The following is a 24926-nucleotide window of genomic DNA, read 5'->3' as shown; positions in this document are numbered from 1 at the left end:
GGCCAGTCCCATAAAAACCAGATTGACGCCAATCAGGGTGGCCTCCCCCGGGAAAGGTGAAGGACAACTGCTCCGATCATCAGCCCGATTACCCCAACCGCTGCCAGGGATGCCACCCGGGGACGGACGTTGAGCAGGGTGGGAATAACCAACCCGATGGCGCATAACCCATCGAAGAAAGCCGTCAAGTTGACAAAGGCGTTAGGGAGCTGAGCCGTCCAGGGCCACATGGCGGCTAACTGAGCAGTGGGCAAAAATAGCTTCAGGCAGGCAGCCCAGATAAGGCTGCTGGCCAGTACGATTTGGACAAGCCATAAACTGATGTGCAGAAGCCTGGCTGATGATTGTACCGAACGCATAGCTAACGGAGGTTGGTGGCTACAAATCTATTTACCTTTGCCAGGCAGAACATGGCACTATACCGGCAGATAGTGCTATCCACCAAGATAGTCATCGATACGTATGCTGAACGGAACAACGTGCCCGGCGAGCTTGCTGTCCATCAAAGATGCGCTGGAAGTGCTGGAGGGGAAATGGAAGCTCCTGATCCTGTTTGTGCTCTCCTCCGGCCCCAAACGGTTCAGCCAGCTGAGCCGGGAGATGAATGGCATTTCGGATCGAACACTCTCTAAAGAATTAAAACTTCTGGAGATAAATCAGCTCATAACACGTACGGTAACCAATACGCCCCTGCCGGAAGTCCATTACGAGATTACGCCACATGGTCGCTCGTTAGCGGCCGTACTGGACGAGTTGCACAAGTGGGGCCTGCTGCATCGGAGCGAAATCATACGTGACTAACCGGTTTTGTCGATCAGTCAAACGGGGCCGGGATGCCACCGAACAACACGAACTATCTACCAACGGGCGTTGCTGTCCACCGGGGTATTCAGGGGCGTTATTTTGCCCGGTAGTAGGGTAGTTTTGCTGCCGATTCAGCTTACCCCTGTCTGAAAACGCTTCGCCCCCTCGCTACCGACGTTTCGCCCCCGAACCGCTTTCAGTGTCTTTGCTCTTTCACCAGTTTTGAGCCGTCAATTAGAAAAAAGACGATAACCAAAACAGAGAAAGATCATGAAAAACCGTACGATTACCTTCCTCTCTTTCCTGGCATTTTGCTCATCGGCATGGGCTCAGGATACGCAACGGACTAACTTTCCCTATTCTAATCGGTTGACGCTGGGGGGTGGAGTCAGCCAGCTTTTACTGGGCGGCTTTAACGTTCAGTCCGAATACACAACTAAATGCATGGTTTTCGATTATTCGCACGGCTTCAACATCAGGCTGAGTGGCCAGGCAGCGTCACTGGTAGCGCAGAACCGCTGAGCGACCGGTCTTTTTTGTGCGCTGAATGGTGGTATCGCCCTTACACCAGGTGCTGTTCGGCATAATGGGCAGGGGATACCCCGTACATTTCCTTGAACGAAACCGAAAAGTTGTTCACGTTCGCAAAGCCTGTGGCAAAAGCGACTTCAGACACGGTTAATCCCTTATTGGTCAGCAGGTCAGCCGCCTGTTTCAGCCGGATATGCCGGATCAGGTCGCGGGTGGTAGCGTTGGTCAGTTCTTTCAGCTTACGGTGCAGATGAACCCGACTGATGCCGATCTCGCTGGCAATCATTTCCACGCTTAACTCCGGATTGGCCAGGTTTTTATTGATCAGGGCGTGTACCTTTTCCAGCAATTTGGTATCGGCAGATTTTAGACTGACTTTGGCAATAAACTCATCCTGGTACTGCTGCTCATTCTCATTATTCAGGATAATTTGCCGGTTGCGGATCAGGCTCCTGATCGTTTTCGACAGGATCTCAATGTTGAACGGTTTGGTAATGTACGCGTCGGCACCCAGTTCAAAGCCCAGGGCGTTGCTCGACTCTTCGGTTTTGGCCGTCAGCAAAATGATGGGGATGTGATTGACGAGCGGGTTGGCCCGCAGTTTACGGCACAACGTCATACCATCCATCAACGGCATCATCACATCACTGACCACCAGATCCGGTTTTTCTTTGACAATGCCTTTGTAGGCTTCTTCCCCGTTGGCGTACGTCAAAACCGTATACTCACCCGACAACTCGCCGGAGAGGTAGGTGCAGATTTCGGCGTCGTCATCGGCAATGGCGATGCGCCGGGGCCGCTTTCGGGCTTTTGCTATCGCCGGGCTATGCGCTGCCCGCTCTGGCAGTTGCGGGAAACTGACAGGCGGTTCTACAGCCGGTACGTGTACTTCATTAACGACCGATTCGAGGGGAATTCTGATTAGAAACCGACAACCAACCGGGCTCATGTTTTCGGCTTTGATCGTGCCCCCATGGAGTTCTACCAACTGTTTTACCAGATGAAGGCCGATGCCCGTACCCTGCTGGTTATAGCCGCGATGGTCTTCTGACTGGTAAAAACACTCGAAAATTCGCTCGGTCTCCAGCTCGCTGATACACTGTCCCGAGTCTTCGATGGCTATCCGCAAAACCGGCTGCTCAACGGCGGCTTCGTCCGCATCGACCCGCAGCACGACCCGGATCAGGCCACCCGCCGGGGTGAACTTAAAGGCGTTGGCGAGTACATTGATCAGTATTTTGTCGAAGTTGTGCGGGTCTACACGGGCGTAGATGGAGGCAGTCGGAAAGTCGGTACTGAACTGAATCGACTTGGCGTGGATTCGTTCTTCAAAAAGCTGGCAGATCTCGTTGGTGAACTGGGTCATTTCGACGGTTTCGAGTTGCAGCGTCATTTGCCCCTTCTCAATTTTTCGGATATCCATCAGCTGGTTTACCAAATCCAGTATCCGTTTGGTGTTACGCCCCATAATGCTGTAAAGGTGGCTGCGCTCCTCGTCCTGATCGTGGGTGATGAGTTTTTGCAACGGGCTGACAACCAGGGTTAGTGGTGTCCGGATTTCGTGAGCTATGTTGATAAAGAACTGAAGCTTGGCTTCGTTAATCTCTTCCTGGCGCTGGTGGGCGAGTGATTCCGCTTTTACCCGTCGCCGTTGCCTGACCGTTCTGGCCACGAATACGGCCCCGATCAGGGCCAGCAGGGCATATACCAGCATGGCCCAAGTGGACAGGTACCAGACCGGATGCACGATGACGGTCACCCGGCGAATGGCCGAAACGGCGTTGCTGAATTTGGCCCGGAGCCGAAACTGGTAGCTGCCCGGCGACAGATTATCGAAGGTGAGTCGGTTCGTGCCTGGCCGTAGTTCTTCCCAGACGTTGTCGTTGATCGAATACTGGTAGGCCACTCGTTCCGCGTCGATAAAATCCATGGTCGAAAACTCGAGGGTGAACGAGTTATCGTGATGGGCCAGATTAAATTCACGGGCGTTTGTAACGGTGGTATCGACCACCTGAAAACGGCCCGACCGGGTCCCTTTTCTGACAGGTTTGTCACGAATGTAAAGGTCGACAATCTGTACCGCCAGGTGTTTATTGGCCACGCGAATTTCATCGGGTTTGAAGTGCGTGATGCCGTTTACCCCGCCAAAATACAGCTCGCCGTCATCGGTGATCAGTGAAGCTCCCCGGCTAAATTCATTACCCTGCAGTCCATCCGACGAATAGAAGTTGGTAAAGGTGTTGGTTTTCACATCCATCTTCGAGAGGCCGTGGTTGGTACTTATCCAGAGGTCGCCCATTTTATCGCCCCGGATCGACCAGATCAGGTTACCGGGCAGGCCACGATCGGCGTCGAAGGTGGTCATTTCTCGGGTGGAGCGGTTCATTTTTTTCAACCCCTGCGAGGTACCTATCCACAGAATACCCCGGTTGTCTTCAAAGAGGGAGTAGACGACTGTACCGGCCATCAGCCGGTTTGTGCCCAGGGTAGAGATGAAACTTTCTGTATCCAGGTCCAGACAGCCAAGCCCGTCGAAGGTACCGATGAAGAGCTTATTATCTTTGGTAATATACAGGCAGTTGATCCAGCTATTCAGCAGATTGTTGTACTCGGGCCGGTACAGGTGACCGGGCAGGGCGTCGTAGTTTTTGACCATCCCCGACCGCATATCCATCCGAAAAATGCCCGACCCCATCGTACCGATCCATAGCCGCTGCCGCGAGTCTTCCTGTATGCTGAACACGCGCTGTACATTGTCACCCCGCTTGTCGACCAGTTTGGATATAGTGTGGCTTTTACCCGTGCTGCGATCAAACCGGGACAGGCCACTGAGGTATGACCCCAGCCAGAGGTTTTTCTGGGAATCCTGGTGAATCGTCAGGATGTTGGACGGTACGGTGCCGCCTTCCTTATCTGTCGGGTAGTGAACGCTGGCGGTACCACCGGCCGGTAGCGCGTACAGGCCGTCGCTGTCGGTGCCAACCCAGACCGTTCCCTGCTCATCCTGCTCCAGCGCCATAACCGCACTTGACCCGATCGACTTCCGGCTGACCGATTTGTACCCGATGTAGCCGAATCGGTTGGTGTTGCCCGCCAGCAGCAACAGGCCTTTCTGGTAAATCCCGATCCAGACATTACCGGCCTGATCTTCGAGCATGGTGTTCACCTTGGACCGGGAAAAATCGAAACTGGTTACGCTGGGTTCGAGATCCAGGATTTTATTGGAAACCGGGTCGAAATACTTCATCCCCTTGCCGCTGGTGGCCACCACGATCTGGTTGCTCTGGTTGACCAGCAGATCGGCCACCGGCAGATCGGACTTCCCGTTGTAGGGTATTGAAATGAAGGTTTGGCCGACTGGGTCGTAGCGATACAGCCCACTGCTCATGTTGCCCACAAACAGACGCCCGTATCGGTCCTGACAGATACCGCTGATGATGTTGTTCTGCGACTTTTTCGATACGAAGTACGCGTTGACCGTCTGGCCGCTAAACCGGTAGAGGCCTTTGTCTTCGGTGGATACCCACAAGTTCTGTTCGTTATCTTCCAGCAGTCGGATGATCAGTTCGCTGGGGGCATTTGTCTGTGTTTTATGGCCAACTAGCCGTGGGCCTTGCCGGGTTAGTTTAAAGGTGCCGTGGCCAGACGTGCCCACCAGTATGTCCCCATTTCTTCGCTGGCAGATCGTAGATACACTCGCGCTGACGGCGTGGCCATTGGGCAAAATAAGGGGGACGGCGTGAAACGTGTCGGTAGCCGGGTCGTAGTACTGAAGCCCCTCGATGCAACCAACATACATGCGGCCGTTTTTGTCGGCAAAGAGTACATGGATCTGGTTGTTCAGCAGACTCATCGAGTCTTTTTTGGCATGGCGGTATACGGTGAATTTTATCCCATCGAATCGGTTAAGCCCGTCTTCTGTGGCTATCCAGATAAACCCACTTCGATCCTGATGAATGTCCGTAACGAGGCTGCCCGACAGGCCGGTTTCGACTGTGAAAAGCTTGCCCAGCTGGCCCATTGCCAAACACGGCCACATAAACCAGAGAACGAAGAGTAAATGCTTACGAGCCATGTATACTACGCTGAGTTTACTACTAACTGAGAGAGGATTGTAAACCGGGCCTATCAAAGCCGAACGACGGGCTTTACCGGAGCGGTTTATGGTTTTTGTTACGGGCAATGAGCCATACAATCGGCTAAAATAAAGGATTTCGTCATCCCACTTGGCAAGTGAAATGACGAAATCTATGGTTTTAGAAGGGTAGTTGACGCAATCCAGTTATTTGAACTCCGCACTCACGTTTCGACCGGCCAGTCCGTTGGCGAAACCACCGTAGGCCTGTTTGCGGCTGTAGTCGCGTTTCCAGAGGCCGATGGGTTCACCGGCTCGCCAGGTCGACCCTTCGGCGCTATCCATCGGGCTCCACATGGTAATGCCGTAGCGTTGTTTGGCGGGCACCAGTTCCATGTATTTCGAGATCACGTATTCGTAAAGGTCGGCCTGGGCTTTGTACTGTGCGGGGGTTGTAGCCGGGGTTTTGATTCCCGTACCGATGCCTATGTCCATCTCGGATATTTTGATCATTTTGCCGGTAGCGGCCAGCATCCTAAACATCTGATCGATGTTTTCCCGCTTCGTATCCAGGCTCATGTGCATTTGGGTGCCGATGCCGTCTACTTTGGCGCCGTTGGCCTCGAGGTAGCTGACGTAGTCGATCAGGCCCCGGCATTTGTTGAGGTCGTATTCGAGGTTGTAGTCGTTGATGAACAGTACATCGTCGGCATTCCCGTACTGACGGGCCAGCTTGAAGGCTCTGACCCCATAGTCTTTACCCAGGTAGTCCTGCCAGAAGAATTCATCCGTAGCGATTCGGGCCCGGCCAGCGGCTGTCTTCAGCGTGGTCGGTTTGGCATCGTCCATGGGTTCGTTCACCACGTCCCAGGCCTTTACGTAGGGCTTGGTTTGTGTAACCATTTCGGCGATCCACTTGTCCATGGCTCCGCCAATAATACGCCCTTTTTCCTGGTCGCTCAGCTGCAGAATAACCGGTTTTTTATACAGCGTGGATTTTGGATTCAGCCGAACCTCGTCGAGATAATACGTGCCCGGCGTGGTGCCCATGTCGTAGCGCAAAGCCTGTAACGAACCCGCCGACTTGATGTCCCACTCCACGTACTGCCAGGTGGTCGACGTAATGACATCGGCCTGGTATTGCACGTCGGGGCCCGTTCCTACCGTTGAGCAGCGAAACTTACCCGGCGCGTCGGACCGGACAAAGAACGACAGGGTGTACTCGCCCACGGGTACGGGCATCGGGGAGAAGTCCAGCGCGATCTGAGCATCCCAGGGGTTTGCTTTGGACGTATGCGTGAAACGCAGACTTTTCGTGCCAACCAGGCCCGTATTGACAATGTCGCGGGTGCTGGAGCCGCCCCAGGAGTTCCAGCCGGTCTGGTTCTGCTCGAAGGAGCCATTGACGTAGTTTACGCGCTTGTCGGCCGGGTCGAAGTCGACGCCCGTCAGCAGCAGGCTATTGAGGTAGGCCGCGTTCTGGTTGGCGTGCCAGGCCAGTGTGTGTCCATAGACGCTAACCCCGGCCGCCTGAGCGGCCTTAAGCAGGTTGATTACATTGGTCAGATCCAGCTTACCATCGGCTTTTACGACGGCGCCATGCTTCATCTCGTACCCCAGGGTAATGTCGTTGAAATTGCTGTTGATCATCCGGTAAGCTACGCCCCGGGCCATATAATCGGCCAGGCTCACGCCAGCGCCTAACTTAAAGCCGGGGTTGGCCGTTGGGTCGACGTATGATTTCAGGGCATCGTACCGGTTGATGGGCGCCATGGTCGCTACACTTTCGGGCCTTTCCAGAACGAATTCTGTTTCGTCGGGACTACAGGCGGCCGAAAGCACCGTCAGGAGCGCCAGGCAGGTTGTCGTTTTCAAAGGTGTCATCGGGCTCTAAAGGTTAAGGGTGGCTTACTGGTATACCGGAATAAACGTTTCGGCAACAACTCCCCGGTTGCGTACGACCAGGGTATCGGTGGTGGTGAGGACCGCATCTTTGAAGTTGACTTCGTAGTTGAGGTGCAGCACGTCGCGGTCCTGGTTACCCCAGCTTTTGAGATCACCTTTCTTCACAAACCGTCCCGTTCCCTTCACCGTGTAGTCGGTGGCGTCGGTGGTGATGGTGCAGTTGCTGGCTTCGTCGAAATTCAGGATAAGCCGGAACGGCATGTCGGTTCCGTTGGCCGCCTTAATGGAGTTGCTGAATACAACCTGGTTCAGCGAGCGGGTTGACAGGTTGCAGACTTCGCTATTCTCGACGTATCGACCCCGGCGCACCAGGGTTTTACTGATGGCGGTATTCCCGTCCTTACCGGCAATCACATCCTTGCCCCGGCGCAGGTAGGTAGCATGCCAGGGGTTCACGTATTTCACCGCGTACAGGATATAATCTTTAGGGGTAATGTCCCAGTCACTACCCACCGTCCGGCGGGGCGACGCAAGTGTGCTCTTTCCCCGCAGCAGCGAATCGGCATTCTGCACCTGGTTCATCACCACCGGTATGACGTAGGTATTCCGGATCGCGGCCGGGTCCGAAAAAAACGCGTCGGTCAGCTGCACCTCTACTCCGCCCGTAATGCTGCCTTTGGGGATAACGATCTGGTTGGCGGCCAGGCTGTAGTAATTGGCTGGCATCGGTAATACCTTCTGACCATTGGTGCCGAACAACAGTCTGTCACAGAGCGAATTGTCGACCTTGATGTCTACGGTGATATCCGTGCTGTTGGTATAGGCTCCGCCTTTGGTTGCCATGATCCTGCATTTGCGTGCGTTATCAAGCGAGGTATCGTAGAGGTCTTCACCAAGGGTGATGGTGCGAACCGGAGACTGGTAGGCAAAATAAACCGTCGTGTACTTAAAATCCGGGAATACCCATTCCTGGTTTTCACAGGCGCTGAAAACAGCCATTCCTGCCAGTAGTAAGAGTGTATGTAACTTCTTCACCTTTGTAAATGATTGGTTATGAGGAGTGTTTACCAGCCCTTGTTTTGGACGAGCGACTTCCATTTGAGCATTTCGCCGTACGGAATAGGCCCGTGGTTCATGTGCGCCGTGAACGATCGGTTCTCTACCGGAAAAATGGAGTAGTTTCCGTTCGTTATCCGGATGCCATTGGCGCCCTCTGTGAGCTTTTCGTTCCAGCGACGCAGGTCCCAGAAGCGGAAGCCTTCGAAACACAGCTCCAGCCGACGCTCATTCCGAATGAGCTGACGCATATCGGCCTGGGTCTGGACCGAAGCCAGATACGCATCCCCGTTGTTGGCACCGATACCCGCCCGCTGACGAATGGCCCGGATTACATCGCGCGCCGAGAATCCGAACGAGCCCTGCCCGTCGGGGCCCCAGGCTTCGTTGGCCGCTTCGGCGTAGATCAGGAAGATTTCGGTGTAACGGATGCGGGCCGTGTAATGCCGCTGCTGGTTGGCGCCAATCGGGTTCAGGTTCACGTCCTGACGCAGCAGTTTACGCAGGTAATAGCCGGTGCGTGTCGATGTCTCGATCTGATTGACAGCGTCGTTGCCCGCGCCGGTCTCGGTTCTGATCACCGTGTTCGATGGCCCCAGGGTGCTGTTGTTGACCACGATATACCGCTGCAGCCTGGGGTCGCGGTTGGTATACGGCGATTGCGCCCGATACTCGCTGGCTGCTGCCGTGATGGGGTAACCATTCGCCATCGGAAACGCGTCGACCAGGTTTTGGGTCGGGTTGACACGACCCCGGCCAAACAGAGAAGGCGGATAGTTGTCCTCCTCCAGGTTGCGGCTGTTGGACGCATCGCCCCGCCAGAGAATCTCGGGCGGATTGATACCCGCGCCCAGGTTGTTGATCTCCGTGCGATTGTCGTACCAGGTGCCTCCGTTGGCAGCCAGTCTGGCCGGTCCGCCTACCAGTTTCAGCACCTCGCCCGCGTAGTTGGCGGCATCGATCCAGGTTGTGGTGGTGCCGGTTCTGTAGGCCGGGCTGGCAGCCAGCAAGGCCGCCTGTGCCCGAATGGCTTTGGCGATCCGGGCCGTTAGCCGGAGTCGGGAGTATTGCCCGAATACCCGGGTATACTCTTCCGGGCTGATGCCGCTGTATTTGGCGGGTATCTGCGAGGCCGACGTAACGTCTTCATAATCGAGGGGCAGCAGGTCTTCGGCTTGTTTAATGTCGCTGTAGAGCTGTTGCATGCAGGCTTCGAAGGTAGCGCGGGGCTGGTTGAAGTCGGAGTTCGTATCCTGGGGTTTGGTCAGAATGGGAACCCCCAGCAACTCGCCACTGCTTGCCCAGCCGCCATGGGCCCGCAACAGCTGAAACATGTAAAAGGCGCGCAGGCCGTAGGCTTCCCCCTTAATGCGGTCCCGGAACATCTGAGCTGCCTTGGGGTCCGTGGCCCAGGTAACCTTATCGACTTCGGCCAGCATGGTGTTCAGGTATTGAATGGCCGACATGCTGTTCACCCACTGATCGGTTGGGTTGTAGTTGGCCGTCCACTGGCCGGTGGCAATTTTGAGGAATGCGTTGTTTTTGTCGTTACTGACGGCATCGTCGGTGGCCACATCGTTGAAGGGCAGACCGGGCAGCCGCGTGTATCCATTCAGGAGGAACCCCTGGGCAAAGGTCACCTCTTTGTACATGGCATCTTTGCCGGGGAGGTTTTCGACTTCGGGTTCCAGCAGATCGGCGCAGCCTGTCAGCGACAGGCACGCAGCGAGCAGGACGGGTAGGTATCTTTTCATAAGTTTTGCTAGCCAGAGAGTAAAAAGCTGGTCAGAATGCTGCGTTCAGGCCAATGTTGAAGAAGCGGGTCTGGGGCGTGCCGCCAATGTTCATTTCCATGATCTGCCGGGCCCTGGCCAGGGTAAGCAGGTCGGACCCGCTGGCATAGATAGTCAGATCGCGGATGAACCTGACGGGCAGCGCCTGGCCGGGTATGGCGTAGGTAACCTGTACTTTAGCCAGGTTGAACCGATTGTTGCGGTAGAGCCAGAAGTCAGACGTACGGATGTTGTTGTCGTTGTTCAGGCTGGTGAGCCGGGGATAGGTGGCCGTTTCTTTCGTGTCGGGCGTCCAGCGATCGCGAACGGCTGCTGAATATTTGTCGTCGCCCCGAATCCAGAAATACGAACTGTTCTTCTGCGAGAAGGCTCCGTTGTTGCCAGTGGCGATGGTGAACACCGTCCAGTTTTTCCACCTGGCTGTCAGGTGCAGACCAAATGTAACCGGAGAGCCATTCCAGCCCGCCCGGCCCAGGTACACCTCATCGCGACTGTCGATGAGGTTGTCGCCGTTCTGATCTACGTACTTGATATCGCCCGGTTTAACCTGGCCGAACGTTTGGGTTGGGTTGCTGGCGATGTCGCTTTCGTCGGCAAAGAGCCCGTTGCTCCGCAGCCCGAAAATGGCGTCGAGTGGCTTGCCCACCCGGTTCTGATAGGTGTTCTCGTAGTTTTCGGCGCGCCTGATCACCTTCGAGTTGTAAACGGTTCCGGTCATACCTACGGTCCAGGCAACCTGACCCAGCTGCTTGTTCAGGCTCAGGTTGAAATCGAGGCCGTTGCGCTGGTCGTTGTTGTAATTGATGTAGGGGATAAATGAGCTCTGGGGGAAACCGGTCACGAAGTAGTTCGGGTAGATAGAAGCCGCCTGGGTTACGATGCCATCCATCCGGCTGACGAAATAATTGGCTTCCAGCGTCACCAGTTGTCGGAAGAGCGAGGCTTCGATCCCGACGTTGATATCCTTCCGCTGCGCAAAGAAAAGGTCGTTGTTTTCGCCCCGGCGCGAATCGGTTGTGCGGGTCAGGGTGCCGTCGCGCCAGCTGTACCAGGTACCATCGGCATGGGTAAAGAGGCCTTTGTAGAGGTAATAGCCCGGAATATCGAGATCGGTATGCAGAATACCCGCCGATGCTGTCAGTTTCAGGTTGTTGACAAACGACGCCCCCGCCATGAAGGGTTCATCGCTGATGCGCCAGCCCGCCGAAAGGGTGGGTGAGAAGGCCTGCCGGTTGCCCGGGGGCAGTTTGGCCGAATGCAATACGGCCCCGCTGAAGTCGAGGTAATACCGCTGCCGATAGTTATAGGCCAGTTGTAACCCCAGGTTCACGTGGCTTTGTGATTTGTGGTATACGCTGGTCTCTGCCCGCTGGTGGCCGGTACCGACCAGGATGGCGTTGATGTTATGGACGTTGTTGATTCGTCTGAGGTAGTTGAACTGTCCCGAGAAGAAGATGGTCTGTTGCCGCCAGCTGTTGCTTACGTTCTGCGCTCCGTTTTTGCGGTCTTCGCCGAACTTCTGCAGGCTGCTGATCATGTCGTTCCCGGCATAGCTGTTCCAGGTCGGCGCGTAAATCGCGTACTGATCGTTGAACGACAGGTTATAGGACGTGGAGTAGTCGACCCCGATGCGCGTACCGAACGATAGCCCCGGCAGGGCTTTGCGCAGGTCTACGTTGATGGCGTTGGTGAACTGAAACTGGCGCGTGGTTCCCTTGTTGTATCCGGCCGCGTACATGTCGGCGAAGGGGTTCGTCAGGTGCTGCTGGGTGCCGCCCAGGAGGTACTTGCCATCGATGAGGTAGTTGCTGTTCTGCACCTGAAGCTGGGTTAGCTGATCGGTTTCTTCGATCATGCTGATCGGAATCAACGGCGAGTAGCGGTAGGGGCGTAGCGTAGCGGCATTACTCCAGTAGTTGCCATGCGCGAAGCGGTTGTTGCCGAAGATGGCCGTGGCGTCTACCGATGTACTGATGTAATCGGTGAGCCGTACGTCAATGTTTCCGCGGACGTTGAGCCGGGTATTGTTGTCGTTTTTGGCTTCACCAACGTTCAGCAGGGAGTTTGAGTGAACAAATCCGATGTTGGTATAGAACCGGGCCCGGTTGTTGCCTCCCGATATTTCGGTGAAGGCGTCGGTCCGGTTATACGCTTTCCGGAGGTACTCGGGCGAGTAATAGTTGACGTCCGGGTAGCGGTACGGATTGGTGCCGGAATAATGGTTCCAGATGGTCTCCTGATTGTAGAGGGGCTCCAGACCGTCGTTCCGGCGGGCTTCGTTGTACAGAGTCATGTACTCGGCCGAACCGAGGTAATCCGGGTAACCCTTGGGCACGTGCAGCCCCGTATTGACCCGAACGTTGATCCGTTTCTCGTTGGCAACGCCCCGTTTGGTGGTGATCTGAATAACCCCCTTGGCCGCCCGGCTCCCGTAGAGCGCGAGGGCAGACGCCCCTTTCAAGACCGTAATCTGCTCAATTTCGGTCGGGTGAATATCGGTGGTGGCCGAGCGGGGTACCCCGTCAATGAGCACCAGATACTCGCCCATGCCCCAGATATTGCCGTTGAAGCCAGCCGCAAAGGCACTCAGGTTGTCCAGCGCGCCGGTGGTATAGTTTTTTTGCAGCAAGCCCGGCAGATTAACCACGGCTACCCCGCCCAGCAGGTCTTTTTTGGGCACTGTGCGGAAGGCCACGTTAACCAGGTTGGTATTGTCGTCGATACCGGCCAGAACGATGTCCTGCATGTTGGTATCGGCCTGGGCAACTTGATCCTGGTAGCCCTCGGCCGATACGAGCACGGTCGATTTGGGCGCCAGGGCCAGCGAGAACGCACCGAGACTATCGGTCTTGGTTTTCACCTGACCGGCATTGGCGCTGATGAAGGCACCCCGCAAAGGCTTGCCCTCTGCATTCCGAACAACCGACCTGACCTCGACTTTCGGATTGGTCTGCGCCCTGGCGCCTGCACTGTAGAGTGCCAGCAGCGAACAGACCGTTGTGATGGAGACTAACTGTTTCATGAGGATGGTTTGGAAAGCCTGCCAACTCCGCCATACCGGATTCTAGTCATGGCATGGCCTGCTGTGCCCCCTTCAGGAGGCACAAAAACGGATGTTGGCGGTGATACGCGGCTTAGAAAAGTGTTATCAATCAGGCGGTAGAGCCTGCGGTTTACCAGCCTGGATTTTGTGGAAAAGCCAGGTACATGCTCACGTCGACGACCTTCAGCGGCAGCCAGTAGTGTTTGCTGTTGAAGCGACGTTCCAGAATAATCCGCTCTTTCAGGTTGGCCACCTTCCCGTTGGGTGCCCGATCGAAATCGTGGGCTGTTTTCAGCGTGTAGGGACGCTCGGTGAGCAGTAGCCAGCGACGCAGGTCATTGAAACGGTGCCCCTCGAACGACAGCTCTACGGCCCGCTCCCGGATCAGTTCGCCCATGAAAGCCTCCTTCGAGCCCAGAAACTTGGCGTTCACATCCGCAACCCCCGCCCGGCGCCGAATCTTGTTGACGGCTTCGACGGCCGAAATGTAGCCTGGATAGGTGCCCTGCGGGTTTCCGTAGGCATGCAGGGCCGCTTCGGCATACATCAGGTAAACATCCGCCAGCCGCATATAACTCAGGTGGATGAAGTGCGACTGGTTATGCCCGTTATCGTCGTAATTGGTTGTTCGGGGAATGAACTTACCATTCAGATAGCCGGTGCGGCTGCCGTTGTTCTCGTCGCGGTAGCTGCCTTTGGTATACAGGTTGGCGTACCGGTGGGCCTCGCGGGTGGCCGAAATACCCTGTATCATTTTCACGCCGTCATAGATGATGTCTTTATAAAAACGCGGATCGCGCCCTTTCCAGGGATCGGTCGGGTCGTAGCCTGACTCGGGGTCAGCCTGCTCGGCATTCTTGATGGGAAGCCCGTTGGCCATGCCGTAGTAGGTTACGTAGTTGGCCGTTGGCGAGAAGCAGGTACTGCCGCCATTGAACAGCACCCCCGCTACGTATTGCTCGTTAAGGCCCCAGCGCGTGGCCCCACCGTCGTAGGCCGGCGACTGCATAATGGCTTCGGGAAAGCCCGGCACCCGCATACCCTGGTTCAGCGTGTAATACACACTCGACATCTCCGAGAAATTGGCGAGTTTGTGATGCGTCTTACCACTTTCGCTCATCTGGAGCAGGGTAGCAAAGGCTTCGGCCGCCTTTTTGCACAGGTCGGCATCGTAGGTTTTGCTACCGGTCGATGACCAGTTCATCAGCGGACTGGCCGCGTAGAGGTAGTTTTTGCCCAGGTACCCGTAAGCCATAATCTTGTTGATACGCAGCTGATTTTTTCCCAGCGTCCGTTTCCCGGCATCCGTATCGTCCCAGTTTACGGGCAGCAGTTCGGCGGCTGCCTTGAAATCCTCGGCGGCCCGAAGGGCGGTTTGCTGATAGGTCAGGCGCGGCAGGTCCAGCTTCTGGTCGGCGGGCAACACCTTATCGATGTACGGAAGTCCCCCAAAATAGGTCATGAGCTGGAAGTGGAACCAGGCCCGGAAAAAGAGCAGCTGGCCTTTCACCAGGTTTTTCTCTTCCGGGGTAGCATCGGATAGCCGTTCAATATTCTCCAGACCCATGTTAGCTTTCCGGATACCGTACCAGGCCAGGGGCCAGAACCGTTTGTTGAAGCGGTTGGTCTGATCGAGCGTATTGCCGGGACCGTCCATCCAGCCCGCACCCCAGCCGTCGTTTTCGCGCTGCCAGCCCCAGAAGTCGCCATTGTCGATTTTGTAGCCGTAGAACCAGGTCGCGCCCGCCACAATGATTTCGTCTTCGCCCCAGTTGAACGAGTTCTGCCAGTAGAACTTAGACGACTCCGGTATGCAGTAATACAGTTCTTCGACAAAGCCCTGAAAATTGATAAAATTCTTGAAGGCGTCGGTAGACGAAACAGTCGACTGATTTTCCCGGTCCAGGTAATCGCTACAGGAGGGCAACATGAAGAGCATTGCTGCCAATCCGAGCCAGCCAATCGTTTTTGTAATTCGTTTCATGAGTCAGCCGTGAGTTACAGGGTAATGTTTAGTCCGAAGTTGTATCGCTTTACCGTGGGGTAGGCACCCTGGGCGGCCCAGCCCGTTCCGGCAAAGTTCGATTCGCGGTCGTCGGGCATCCGGGTCCAGAGCCAGAGGTTGTTTCCGTTAGCGTAGACGCGTAGCGAGCGTATCCCAAACCGTTCGATCCAGCCGCGGTTGAAGGTGTAGGCGACCTCCGCATTTTTCAGCCGCAGGTACGACCCGTCGTACATGTAGAAATTGCCGTAGGTGGATGGGTCGGTGGCGGTCATCAGCCGGGGCAGGGGCGAGTTGGCCGTCGGGTTTTCCTTCGACCAGTATTCACCCTGGTCATAGACGGTGTTCATCCGGGAGCCGAAGCTGGTGAAAACGACCTGGCGGGTTACGTTGTTAACGCCGTAGAACTGCGCGAAGGCGCTGAATCCTTTCCACTCAAAACCAACGGTACCGTTATAGGTATTCTGTGGCCGCTCGGGAAATCCGTACGGTATGTTGTCGTAAGTGTCGATTCGCCCATCGCCGTTGAAGTCGACGATCTGGAAGTTGCCCGGTAGCTTCTGCCGGTCGTTGGTGTTCTGTTCAGTGCTGGCATACAGCTCGTCCCAGTTGTTGTAGTACCCGTGACTGACGTACGAATAAGTCTGACCAATCTGTTTGCCCTCGGTTTTGCGGTAGTCAGGCAGCAGGCTGGGGTTATCCGCTTCGATGATCCGGTCTTTAGCATGGGTCATGTTGGCGTTGGCCCAGAGTCTGATGCCGTTGGTGAGCTGGTGATTGACTTTCACTTCCAGTTCGTACCCCTTCACCCGAACTTTACCCAGGTTTGCGACGGGGGCGTTGGTCCCGAAGTAAGATGGAATGGCGCGCGACCCGCCGGCAATGAGGATATCGGTTCGGTAGTCGTTGAAATAATCGACACTACCCGAAACGGTGCCGTTAAACAGGGAAAAGTCAGCACCCAGGTTGGTTTTCGTTACCGTTTCCCAGTGTACAGAGGGGTTTCCCACCGATGATTCCCGATACCAGACGTAGGGGCTCACGTCGGAGTTGTTCTCCCCGATTTTGGCCTGTCCGGTATAGGCCCACTGGGTCATGTACAGCCACCGCTGGTTGATGTTGTCATCACCGATTTTTCCGTACGACACCCGTAGTTTCAGCAGATCCAGAAACTTGGCCCGCTTGAAAAAAGCCTCTTCAGACAAGAGCCAGCCTACCGCCCCCGACGAGAAAAAATGGAAGCGGTTTTCCTTTCCGAACTTTTCTGACCCATTATAGGCGCCGTTTACTTCGGCGAAATACTTACCCGCATAGTCGTAGGTGGTACGAAACACCCAGTCTTCGCGGTAGTTCGGAATCTCACTGCCGGCTGCCCGGTCCTCGCGGCTGAAGAGCCCCATGGCGGTACCGGTATGCTTACCCCAGGTTTTGTTATAATTCAGCTTGAGCTGGTAAAACAACCGTCGGTACGTAGCCCCGTTGTCCATCGTGCCCGCCTGGGGAGCCCACCGGATAGCCTCCTGAAAGTCGAACATATTGGCCGCATCGTAGGTGAAGCGGTAACGCGACTCGCCGGTAGCGGGATCGATCCACTTGGTTTGCGGATCGTTGTAGAGGTCGTTGATACCCCGCTGGCTTTCCACGAAGGTGTTGTCCCACGAAACCGTACCCGACGTGCTCAGCCCGTTCAGAACCATCTTCAAATCCTGATTCAGGGTAAAATCAGTGGTGATGCGGCTGGTGGTCCGCTTCATGATTCCACTACGGGCCAGGTTCAGCACGGAGTTGGTGGCGGCTACCGGGTCCTGGGCGTAGTACCCCCAGGTGCCGTCAGAATAGCGGGGCAGCATTGCATCAGGCGCCACGCCATATGCCCCCTGCCACATATCGTACTCGCCACCGGTAGCTCCCCACGGACTCTTCTTCACCCCGTTTAAGCTGGACAGGTTTGTGATAAGCAGGGTGCTGGGCGTCAGCTGAAAATCAAGGTTGGTCCGAACGTTGACCCGGTTGAACCCGTAGCCCGCCTGATACCCCCGGTTGTTGTTCCACTCCTTGAAAATGTCGCCATCCATCAACACATCGGCCGACGCAAAATACTTGACGAACGACGTACCCCCCGACACGTTGAGGTTGGCGCTGTACGACTTGGTAACCGGCTTGAACATCTCTTTGGCCCAGTCTACGTTCGGGTAGCGCTCCGCTTCGGCCAGGTTGGCCGGGTTTCGGTATTTATTGAGGATCTCGTACGGTGTGTAGGTAGCCCAGCCCGCCGACTCCAGCCCCAGCTCGTTTTCGATAACCCGGTTCCGAATGCTTCGGGCATCGTAGGAGTCGTACTTGTTGGGCAGTGCCGAGGGTACTTTCAGGGTATAATCGGCCCGTACGTTGATGGTCGCTTTGCCTTCTTTGCCCCGCTTGGTGGTGATCAGAATAACCCCGTTGGCACCTTTCACCCCGAAAACGGCCGTTGCCGATGCGTCTTTCAGGACTGAAATCGTTTCGATCGATGAGATGTCCACGCTGTTCATGGGCCGCTCGATCCCATCGACCAGAATGAGGGGAGAGCTGTTGTTCCAGGAGCTCAACCCCCGAATAAGAATACGCGGGTCTTCTTCGCCGGGCATACCCGTACTGGATGTGGTTATGACGCCCGGTACGTTACCCGTCAGGGCTGACCCCACGCTGTACACACCTCCCGCCCGCTCAAGCACCTTACCCGTAGTCTGGGAAATGGCTCCGACAACGCTTTGTTTCTTTTGCTGCGCGTAGCCGACCACAACCGTTTCGTCGAGGGTAATGTCGCTCCCGGTGAGCACGACCTTGAGGCTACTACCCTTATCTACAGCCACTTCCTGCGCTTTCGATCCCAGGTAGGAGACTGCCAGCGTTTGCTTACCCGCCGGAATCTTGAGGCTGAACTCACCATTGACATCGGTAGTGGTTCCGGTCATCGTATTCTTCAGGATTACATAGGCGCCAAACAGCGGCTTCTGGTTTTCATCCAGCACGACCCCTTTAACCGTTTGACTTTCCTGCGCCAGCGCGATCTGGTTGCTCAGAATTAAGCTGATCCAGACGGCTAAAAAAGCAATAAGTCGGTTTTTTAGCATTCCATTTCTTGGAAATCGGACTGCGAACTGTATAGTTTTGATCATTTCACTTCCGTTGAATTACAGTGATCGGTTATGTTGATTAATTCAGACAGAATTCTGTGTCTTTTTTCTGCGCTGATCAAGATGAAAAATGCATCTGATTGTAAGGTTGGGTAATTGCATAGAAGAGGTTGGGTTTAGGAATTAATAAGAAAAAGGCAAAGTCACAGCAATAAATGACTGTCTATTCGTAAAGTAAAAAGTTAGGTTTAACCGGCTATTTAATTCATGTGTATATAATCTTTGAGTGGTTCAATTTTTTGAAAAACAATTAATAAGTAGCTCAGTTAATTAGATTGTCGTTACAAAAAAAATCAGTCGAGCGGTCTTTCTGACTTGTAGCCAGGAAGCTGCAACAGGGGCCTGTCTAGTTATGTGTTGAAATGACACAATTGCGGAGAAACACAGCCCTGTTCTATAAAATTTGGTGGCTAACGAATCGGGTAAGTCTTATAAAATCTTACTATTGCCTCATTTCGCTGGCTTGTCAGAATATCCTGCCCAAAACCTGAGGTCAAAAGTATATTAGCATAGTGCTATATGTGCTACGTGCATGTTACACGTTCAATTGGCTATGTTACATTCTTATAAAATTAATCATATAATGTGCCTTTTTAAGCCATTTAAGGGATTTGCTACAAAACATAAGCCCGCTTTCCGATAATATGATGGCGTTGATACGAGGGGAACGCAACATATTGATTACCCAGATAACCTGTTCGGATGGTGGCTAAAACGAGTTTGTTCAGTGACCATGGAATTATATTCCTGAACAACTAAGGCGATCGAACGGCTTAATTGTATCTGGTCAGCCTGGTAAGCAAAGCGATAGTTGTATGTAATGGTATTTTTTATAGCAGCTTGGAGCGAGAATTAGGAAAAATAGAGAGGCATGTTAGGTTGTAAATAAACAAGTCCGGTAATCTGTATTGCACAACAACATTATTTAAAACTGAGTTATTAAGTTAAATATACAATAGTACCCCCATGAGAATTTATTAATAAGCATGATTGGTTTTACATACTATTAATTGTTTGTACTGTATGTCTATTGGCTAAACAATGATCGTATTCTTCGTGTTGATTATTTTTTTATGACCAGCTTACAGGATCAGTTTAGTAGGTCTGGCTTTTCCTATCAATATCGAAATAAGTTAGTACAGAGTAGAGCGAGCTTACAGTAGATGATTTTTTTACTATGAGACTCAACGCTGATTCATATAAATTGATACATAATCAACCCATAAGCTCGGGCTGATGCACTCCGACAAGCTACGCAGAAGGAAAAAAACCTTCCGACAAGTATTCCATGCTCGTTCGGAAGGTTTTCGTTTGTGAAGAAATCTCTGTCTGGATAACGTTCTGTACGAACACGTCTAACTTTATTCAGTTTGTAAGCTTTTGACGGGATTTACCAAAGCCGCCTTGATCGCCTGGTAGCTGACCGTTAGTACGGCGACAAGGGTAGTCAGTCCACCGGCTACCACAAAGATCCACCATTCCAGCCTGGTTTTGTACGCAAAGTCTCCTAACCACTGACTCATACAGTAGCCGGCAATCGGTGAAGCAACCACCAGAGCAGTAAGAATCAATTTCACATAATTGGTTAGCAGTAGCAGAACAATACTAGGGACCGATGCGCCAAGCACTTTGCGAACCCCGATCTCCTTTGTGCGTTGGTAGGCTGTAAAGGCCGCTAACCCGAATAAGCCCAGACAGGCAATCGCTATTGCTAGCCCGGCGAAAAGCCCGAATAACTGCCCGATGCGTTGCTCAGATTGGTACATGGCGTTGAACCGTTCGCCAAGAAACGAGTAGGCAAATGGATTGTCCGTTTCAGCTTTCCAACTCCGCTCCAGTTGGTCTAGTAAAGCCGGTAGGTTGTCGGTGCGGGTGCGCAGGGCCATCTGGTACGAATCGCCACCGTATAGCATAATCAGGGGCGCAATGGGTTGATGCATGGACTCGAAGTGAAAATTACGGGTAACGCCAATCACCGTATAGGTGTGCCGGTCTGATGGACTGCCGTTGCCGACACTGGCAATTCGCTGCCCTATTGGGTTCTTCCAGCCAAATTGCCGAACAGCCGCTTCGTTGACCAGCACAGCGGCACTATCATCGGAAAAAGACGAAGAAAAATTACGCCCTGCTGCCAGACCAATTCCTAAGGTGGTCAGGTATTTGTCATCAATCCGGTAGGTTTTCAACCGGTAGGGGGTCTGTTCTGCTGGCGCGTTGACATCCCGAAAACCGTCTACTCCCTTGTTCGAATGGCCAGCTGGTAGATACCCCGCCAGGCTTACGCTACTGATCGACGATAGTTTTTCCAGTTCCTTCTTAAAAGCAGTCAGTTTATCGCCCAGTACATACGTATCATGCAAAATCAGGACCTGCTCTTTGTCGAAACCCACCTTTTTAGTCTGAATGAATCGGAGTTGCTGGTAAACGACTAATGTGCTGATAATCATAGTAATGGAAACTACGAACTGAACGGTAACTAACGTACTTCGTAACCAGCCACTTCGCACACCAGCCTGCAGACGGCCTTTTAACACACTAACCGGGCGGAATGAGGCTAAGAAAAATGCCGGGTAGCTGCCCGCCAATAAGCCAATAACTACACAGCCTGCCAATGCGTAAGCAATCAATCGGCCATCGAGCAGGGTTATGAGGCTAAATTGCTTATCTGCTAACTGGTTAAACGTCGGTAGCACCAGCACGACCAGTCCACCGGCAACCAGCAACGCCAGCAATGTGATCAATATCGATTCGGAAAGAAACTGGCTTACTAACTGCTGTTGCCCAGAGCCAAGTGCCTTGCGAATACCGACCTCTTTAGCGCGACCCGCCGACCCCGCCGTGGAAAGATTCATATAGTTGATACAGGCAATGAGCAGAATAAACACTGCGATGGCCATGAAAATATAGACGTACTTTTCATCGCTGTTGGGCTCCAGTTCACCTTCCAGGTCAGACCCCAGGTGAATGGTGGTGAGCGGCTGAAACCCAAACCCAAACCGATCTCCTTTTTTGGCAAATTCGGCCAGGCTCATGCCCAAAAATTCCTGTACCTCTGCACCGAGATACTTACGCACAATGTCCGGGCTTAGAGCCGCTAGTTTCTCGGCAGAGTAGTCTTTCCGCAAAAGCAAGTAGGTATTGGCACCGCTGGCAAGCCACTTCTCACGGGCGGGAAGTGAGCGATAGGAGCCAAAGAAATCAAAATGAAAATGCGAGTTGGAGGGTACATCCTGGCAAACGCCAGTGACCCGGAAAAGGCCCATTGTGCCCATCGTCAGGCTTTTACCAACCGGGTTCTGATCGCCAAAGTATTTCCGGGAGGTTGATTCAGTCACGACGACAGTATTGGGTTCGGTGAGTACCGAGCGCGAGTCGCCTTTCAGCAGCGGGATGGAGAACAGCTCAAAAAATGTGGAATCAGTAAAAACAACCCGTTCTTCCTTAAAGCGCTCCTGGCCGTGTTTAACAATGAATGTCCCTTGCTTTTCCAGTCGCGCAAAGGCTTCCACGCCAGGATAGTCAAGTTTCATTGCCGGTCCGGCGGGGGCGGGAGCATAGGCCATATTGAGTTCTTTTCCACCAACACGTCCGTGCAGGGTCATCCGGACAATGCGGTCGGCGTGGGTATTGTAGCGGTCGTAGCTTAACTCGTGCCGCACGAAGAACATAATCAGCAGGCATGTGGCCAACCCTAAAGCGAGACCAAAAATAGTAATGATTGAAAACGCTTTTTGCCGCCATAGGTTGCGCAAAGCAATGATTAGGTAGTTAGAAAACATGTCCATACATACAGGATTAAGGTACTTGCGGTCATCGCTACATGTAATGTCGGCCTTTTGTGGCCCGAACTTGACTGGCTCAACTGCTCTTCGTTTCAGAAAGAATGGTGTTAAGCAGTGTAGTACGGCGAGGACGTATTTGCGTCGGGCACGACTCAGGCCCACCTGATCAACCTGTTTATGAAAGGTCTCATGTAGATCTCCTTGTACATACTCCAGCAGGTGTGGAGCAACAAACCATTCCAACAGGCGATCGGCCCAACGGGGTGGTGATGGATGGTCAATGTGAGGGATCGGTTGCTTTCGGATCATGGCCACAACACGCTTAAAGTCCCAACAGTTGAAGCTTGCTTTGGGGAATGGCTTCCCAAAGGCGGGCACGCATGTGCTGAATCTCTAGCAGCACCCTACCCCCTTCGGTCGTCAGACTAAACAGGCGCTTACTTCGCCCACCCCGCTCGGGGGTTGCGCCACCCACTGACGATGACAGGAACCCTTTTTCTTCGAGTCGATACAAAGTAGTATGCACGGCACTGATGGTGAAGTTTCGTCCGGTTTGTCGTTGAAGCTGCTCCATAACCGGCACGCCGTAGACATCCTCAGTGCTGGCCGCTACGACTAGCAGCACTAACTCTTCCAGCTCGCCAAGTACAGTCTTTTTCATCAGGGGGGCCACACAGTTTATTAGATACAATATCTTAAATCAAATGCAGTGCCAACTGCATAAAACAGTCTTTACCAGCCATATGAGCAGATTATGATCCCAACCCTGTCCGGAAGTGGACAACTAGTTGTCCGTGAATGGACGGTACTTCATGCAGCTTTGATCTTTTTTGACTGAGTCTATAAATCTGTCATTTCTTCTCAATGAAAATTTATTTCCCCTGCCTCAGAACGCCACTTTTCACCCACGTGAACCCGTCAGGTTCGTTTGCGGAGGGAGCCGGGCGTTTGGCCTGTATACTTTCTGAACTGCTTACAAAAATGGCTTTCGTCGGTATAACCAAACTCATCGGCTATCTCGGCCAGTGTCAACGGGCTGTACAGCAGACGGGCCTCGATGAGTTTTATTTTATGTTTAATGATGTACTGCTTCAGAGATTCGCCCGTTTGCTTCTTGAAAAAGAGGCTGATGTACGCGGGAGCGTAGTGAAATACATCGGCCAGGTGGTCGATGGTTAGCTTGTCGGGCTGGTAAATATGCTGGCGGATGTACATCAGGATCGCTTCTGCCGAGTCGTTGGTCTGGGCTCTGGCGGGTGTCTGGCTAAACAGATTGCGCGCCAGGATCATTAGCATACTCCGTAACAGACTATCCCGTATAATGGTGAAGTAGGGCGCCTGATCCCGTTTGTATTCCTCCTCCAGAACCGCGAGCAGGTTATGTAATTTCTGTTTCTCCTGTCTGTCGGCTACAAGGGTGCCGCGACTCTGTGAAGACGTGGAAAGTAGGGTCTCTACGATACATTGCCAGCCGTTGTCTTTTTCGCCGGAGGTGTGTCGATATACTGACTCATTAAATCGAATAAAGCAAAATTCCGTTGGTTCCCGGATAACGAAATTATGGTAGTCTTCGGGCCCCAGTAAGAACACATCACCTTCGGTATAGTCAAAGGTGTTGCCGTTGATGGTGTGAATGCCGTTCCCCCTGATGATAAAGATGATCTCGAAGTAGGTATGCTTATGAACCGCATGCTGCCAGGTGGTTGCCTCAAAGTGGTAGATGTTGAATGGGGTGTGGAGAATGTAGCGTTTCATGCGGGTCGGGTGTAAACGTAAACCTACCAATAAAGCATGGATTTTTACCATAACGTCGAGAGAGGCAGGCCGTAGGTTTGCTGCCGATACTGCAGACCGCCCGCTATGACTCCGTGCGTATGAAATTACTAATCACACTTCTTATAGGCCTTTGCGCCCTGGGTTCTTTGCCATCCCTGAATACTCGTGATGAGTGGGTGCCATTGCTGGATAATAACCTGTCCAGGTGGGGAAATTATCTGAGCTATGCGCATCGCCCCGACTATAATGGAAATGTACCAAAAGACGCTTCGGGGTCGCCTATCCAACCCATTGGTTACAATAAAGACGATAACCGGGTTTTCTCGATCATCAATGATCCCGGCGGGCCTGTTTTGCGGATTAGCGGGGAGAAGTATGGTTGCCTGTTCACCCGGGACTCGTACGAAAATTATCATCTCGTGCTGCAGGTCAAGTGGGGTAGTCAGAAACACGAGCCCCGGCTCACCAAGTTGCGGGACTCGGGTATCCTGTACCATTCTATTGGCGAAGCAGGAGTTGAGTACTGGCGGTCCTGGATGCTGTCGCAGGAGTTTCAGATTATGGAAGGACACATGGGCGATTACTGGTGCCAGGCCAACTCCGCCATCGATATTCGAGCCTATCAATCGGAGGGCGTTATGAATCGGGTCGCCGACGATAAACTACCCTTTTTGGCCTTCAAAAAAGGAAGTGATGCCTATTGCCTCCGGTCTGGTAACTACGAAAGCCCACCTGGCGAATGGACGAAGCTAGAGCTGATCTGCTTCGCGGGTAAAAGTCTGCACATCGTGAACGGACACGTGGTCATGGTCCTCAAAGACTCCCGGTATACCAACGAGAATGGACAGGATATTCCCATGCGGAAGGGGAGGATTCAATTGCAGAGTGAAGCGGCCGAAGTGTTTTTTAAGGACATCCGGATCAAGCCCCTAACGGCCATGCCTACCGAATACGCAGGCTTGTTCTGATACATACAGGCAAGT

The 24926-nt window shown here is 53.5% G+C and carries 14 protein-coding genes; 3 read left to right on the top strand and 11 right to left on the bottom strand.

The genetic code is table 11. From position 1 onward, the window contains the following. Positions 1 to 32: 32 nt before the first annotated feature. Positions 33 to 359 carry a DoxX family protein gene (locus FBR45_RS21625; RefSeq protein ID WP_212748643.1) on the bottom strand — a complete coding sequence of 109 codons (327 nt, stop codon included), beginning with the start codon at positions 357 to 359 and terminating at the stop codon, positions 33 to 35. 103 nt (positions 360 to 462) lie between these two features. Between FBR45_RS21625 and FBR45_RS21620 the strand changes: the two genes are divergently transcribed. Both FBR45_RS21620 and FBR45_RS21615 read left to right on the top strand, forming a co-directional pair. After that, positions 463 to 801, top strand: coding sequence for a winged helix-turn-helix transcriptional regulator (locus FBR45_RS21620; RefSeq protein WP_138506213.1), 339 nt, complete (start codon positions 463 to 465; stop codon positions 799 to 801). 273 nt (positions 802 to 1074) lie between these two features. Continuing rightward, positions 1075 to 1326, top strand: a complete 252-nt coding sequence (locus FBR45_RS21615) for a hypothetical protein (RefSeq protein WP_138506210.1) — start codon at positions 1075 to 1077, stop codon at positions 1324 to 1326. A gap of 40 nt (positions 1327 to 1366) precedes the next feature. Here FBR45_RS21615 and FBR45_RS21610 read toward each other — a convergent pair whose 3' ends face one another. The 10 genes from FBR45_RS21610 to FBR45_RS21565 form a co-directional block, all read right to left on the bottom strand. After that, on the bottom strand, positions 1367 to 5410 hold the full coding sequence (locus FBR45_RS21610; RefSeq protein ID WP_138506209.1) for a two-component regulator propeller domain-containing protein: 4044 nt from the start codon (positions 5408 to 5410) through the stop codon (positions 1367 to 1369). 207 nt (positions 5411 to 5617) lie between these two features. Then, positions 5618 to 7294: an endo-1,4-beta-xylanase gene (locus tag FBR45_RS21605; RefSeq protein WP_138506207.1), complete on the bottom strand. Its 1677-nt coding sequence runs from the start codon at positions 7292 to 7294 to the stop codon at positions 5618 to 5620. A 24-nt stretch (positions 7295 to 7318) separates the two neighbouring features. Beyond that, entirely contained in the window at positions 7319 to 8350 is a 1032-nt protein-coding gene (locus FBR45_RS21600) for a DUF5627 domain-containing protein (protein WP_246082337.1), read from the bottom strand. 29 nt (positions 8351 to 8379) lie between these two features. Beyond that, entirely contained in the window at positions 8380 to 10125 is a 1746-nt protein-coding gene (locus tag FBR45_RS21595; RefSeq protein WP_138506205.1) for a RagB/SusD family nutrient uptake outer membrane protein, read from the bottom strand. Between the two features lie 31 nt (positions 10126 to 10156). Next, the gene (locus FBR45_RS21590; RefSeq protein ID WP_138506203.1) at positions 10157 to 13186 is read right to left on the bottom strand and encodes a SusC/RagA family TonB-linked outer membrane protein; all 3030 of its coding nucleotides are present in this window, start codon (positions 13184 to 13186) and stop codon (positions 10157 to 10159) included. Positions 13187 to 13337: 151 nt separating this feature from the next. Next, positions 13338 to 15191, bottom strand: coding sequence for a RagB/SusD family nutrient uptake outer membrane protein (locus tag FBR45_RS21585; RefSeq protein ID WP_138506201.1), 1854 nt, complete (start codon positions 15189 to 15191; stop codon positions 13338 to 13340). 14 nt (positions 15192 to 15205) lie between these two features. Next, a complete protein-coding gene (locus FBR45_RS21580) occupies positions 15206 to 18322 on the bottom strand; it encodes a SusC/RagA family TonB-linked outer membrane protein (RefSeq protein ID WP_138506199.1) in 3117 nt (1038 codons plus the stop codon). Between the two features lie 1424 nt (positions 18323 to 19746). Beyond that, the gene (locus FBR45_RS21575; RefSeq protein ID WP_138506197.1) at positions 19747 to 22476 is read right to left on the bottom strand and encodes an ABC transporter permease; all 2730 of its coding nucleotides are present in this window, start codon (positions 22474 to 22476) and stop codon (positions 19747 to 19749) included. 13 nt (positions 22477 to 22489) lie between these two features. Next, complete coding sequence (locus FBR45_RS21570; RefSeq protein WP_138506195.1) at positions 22490 to 22828, bottom strand: PadR family transcriptional regulator; 339 nt, start codon at positions 22826 to 22828, stop codon at positions 22490 to 22492. Positions 22829 to 23085: 257 nt separating this feature from the next. After that, on the bottom strand, positions 23086 to 23922 hold the full coding sequence (locus FBR45_RS21565; protein WP_138506193.1) for a helix-turn-helix domain-containing protein: 837 nt from the start codon (positions 23920 to 23922) through the stop codon (positions 23086 to 23088). Between the two features lie 119 nt (positions 23923 to 24041). Here FBR45_RS21565 and FBR45_RS21560 point away from each other — a divergent pair, with 119 nt between their 5' ends. Then, positions 24042 to 24911: a 3-keto-disaccharide hydrolase gene (locus tag FBR45_RS21560; protein ID WP_138506191.1), complete on the top strand. Its 870-nt coding sequence runs from the start codon at positions 24042 to 24044 to the stop codon at positions 24909 to 24911. Positions 24912 to 24926 lie beyond the last annotated feature (15 nt).

The organism is Spirosoma lacussanchae, assembly GCF_005870035.1.
Taxonomy (GTDB): Bacteria; Bacteroidota; Bacteroidia; order Cytophagales; family Spirosomataceae; genus Spirosoma; species Spirosoma lacussanchae.
The sequence above is the reverse complement of the archived record's forward strand: the minus strand, read 5'-3'. Positions and strand labels throughout refer to the sequence as shown.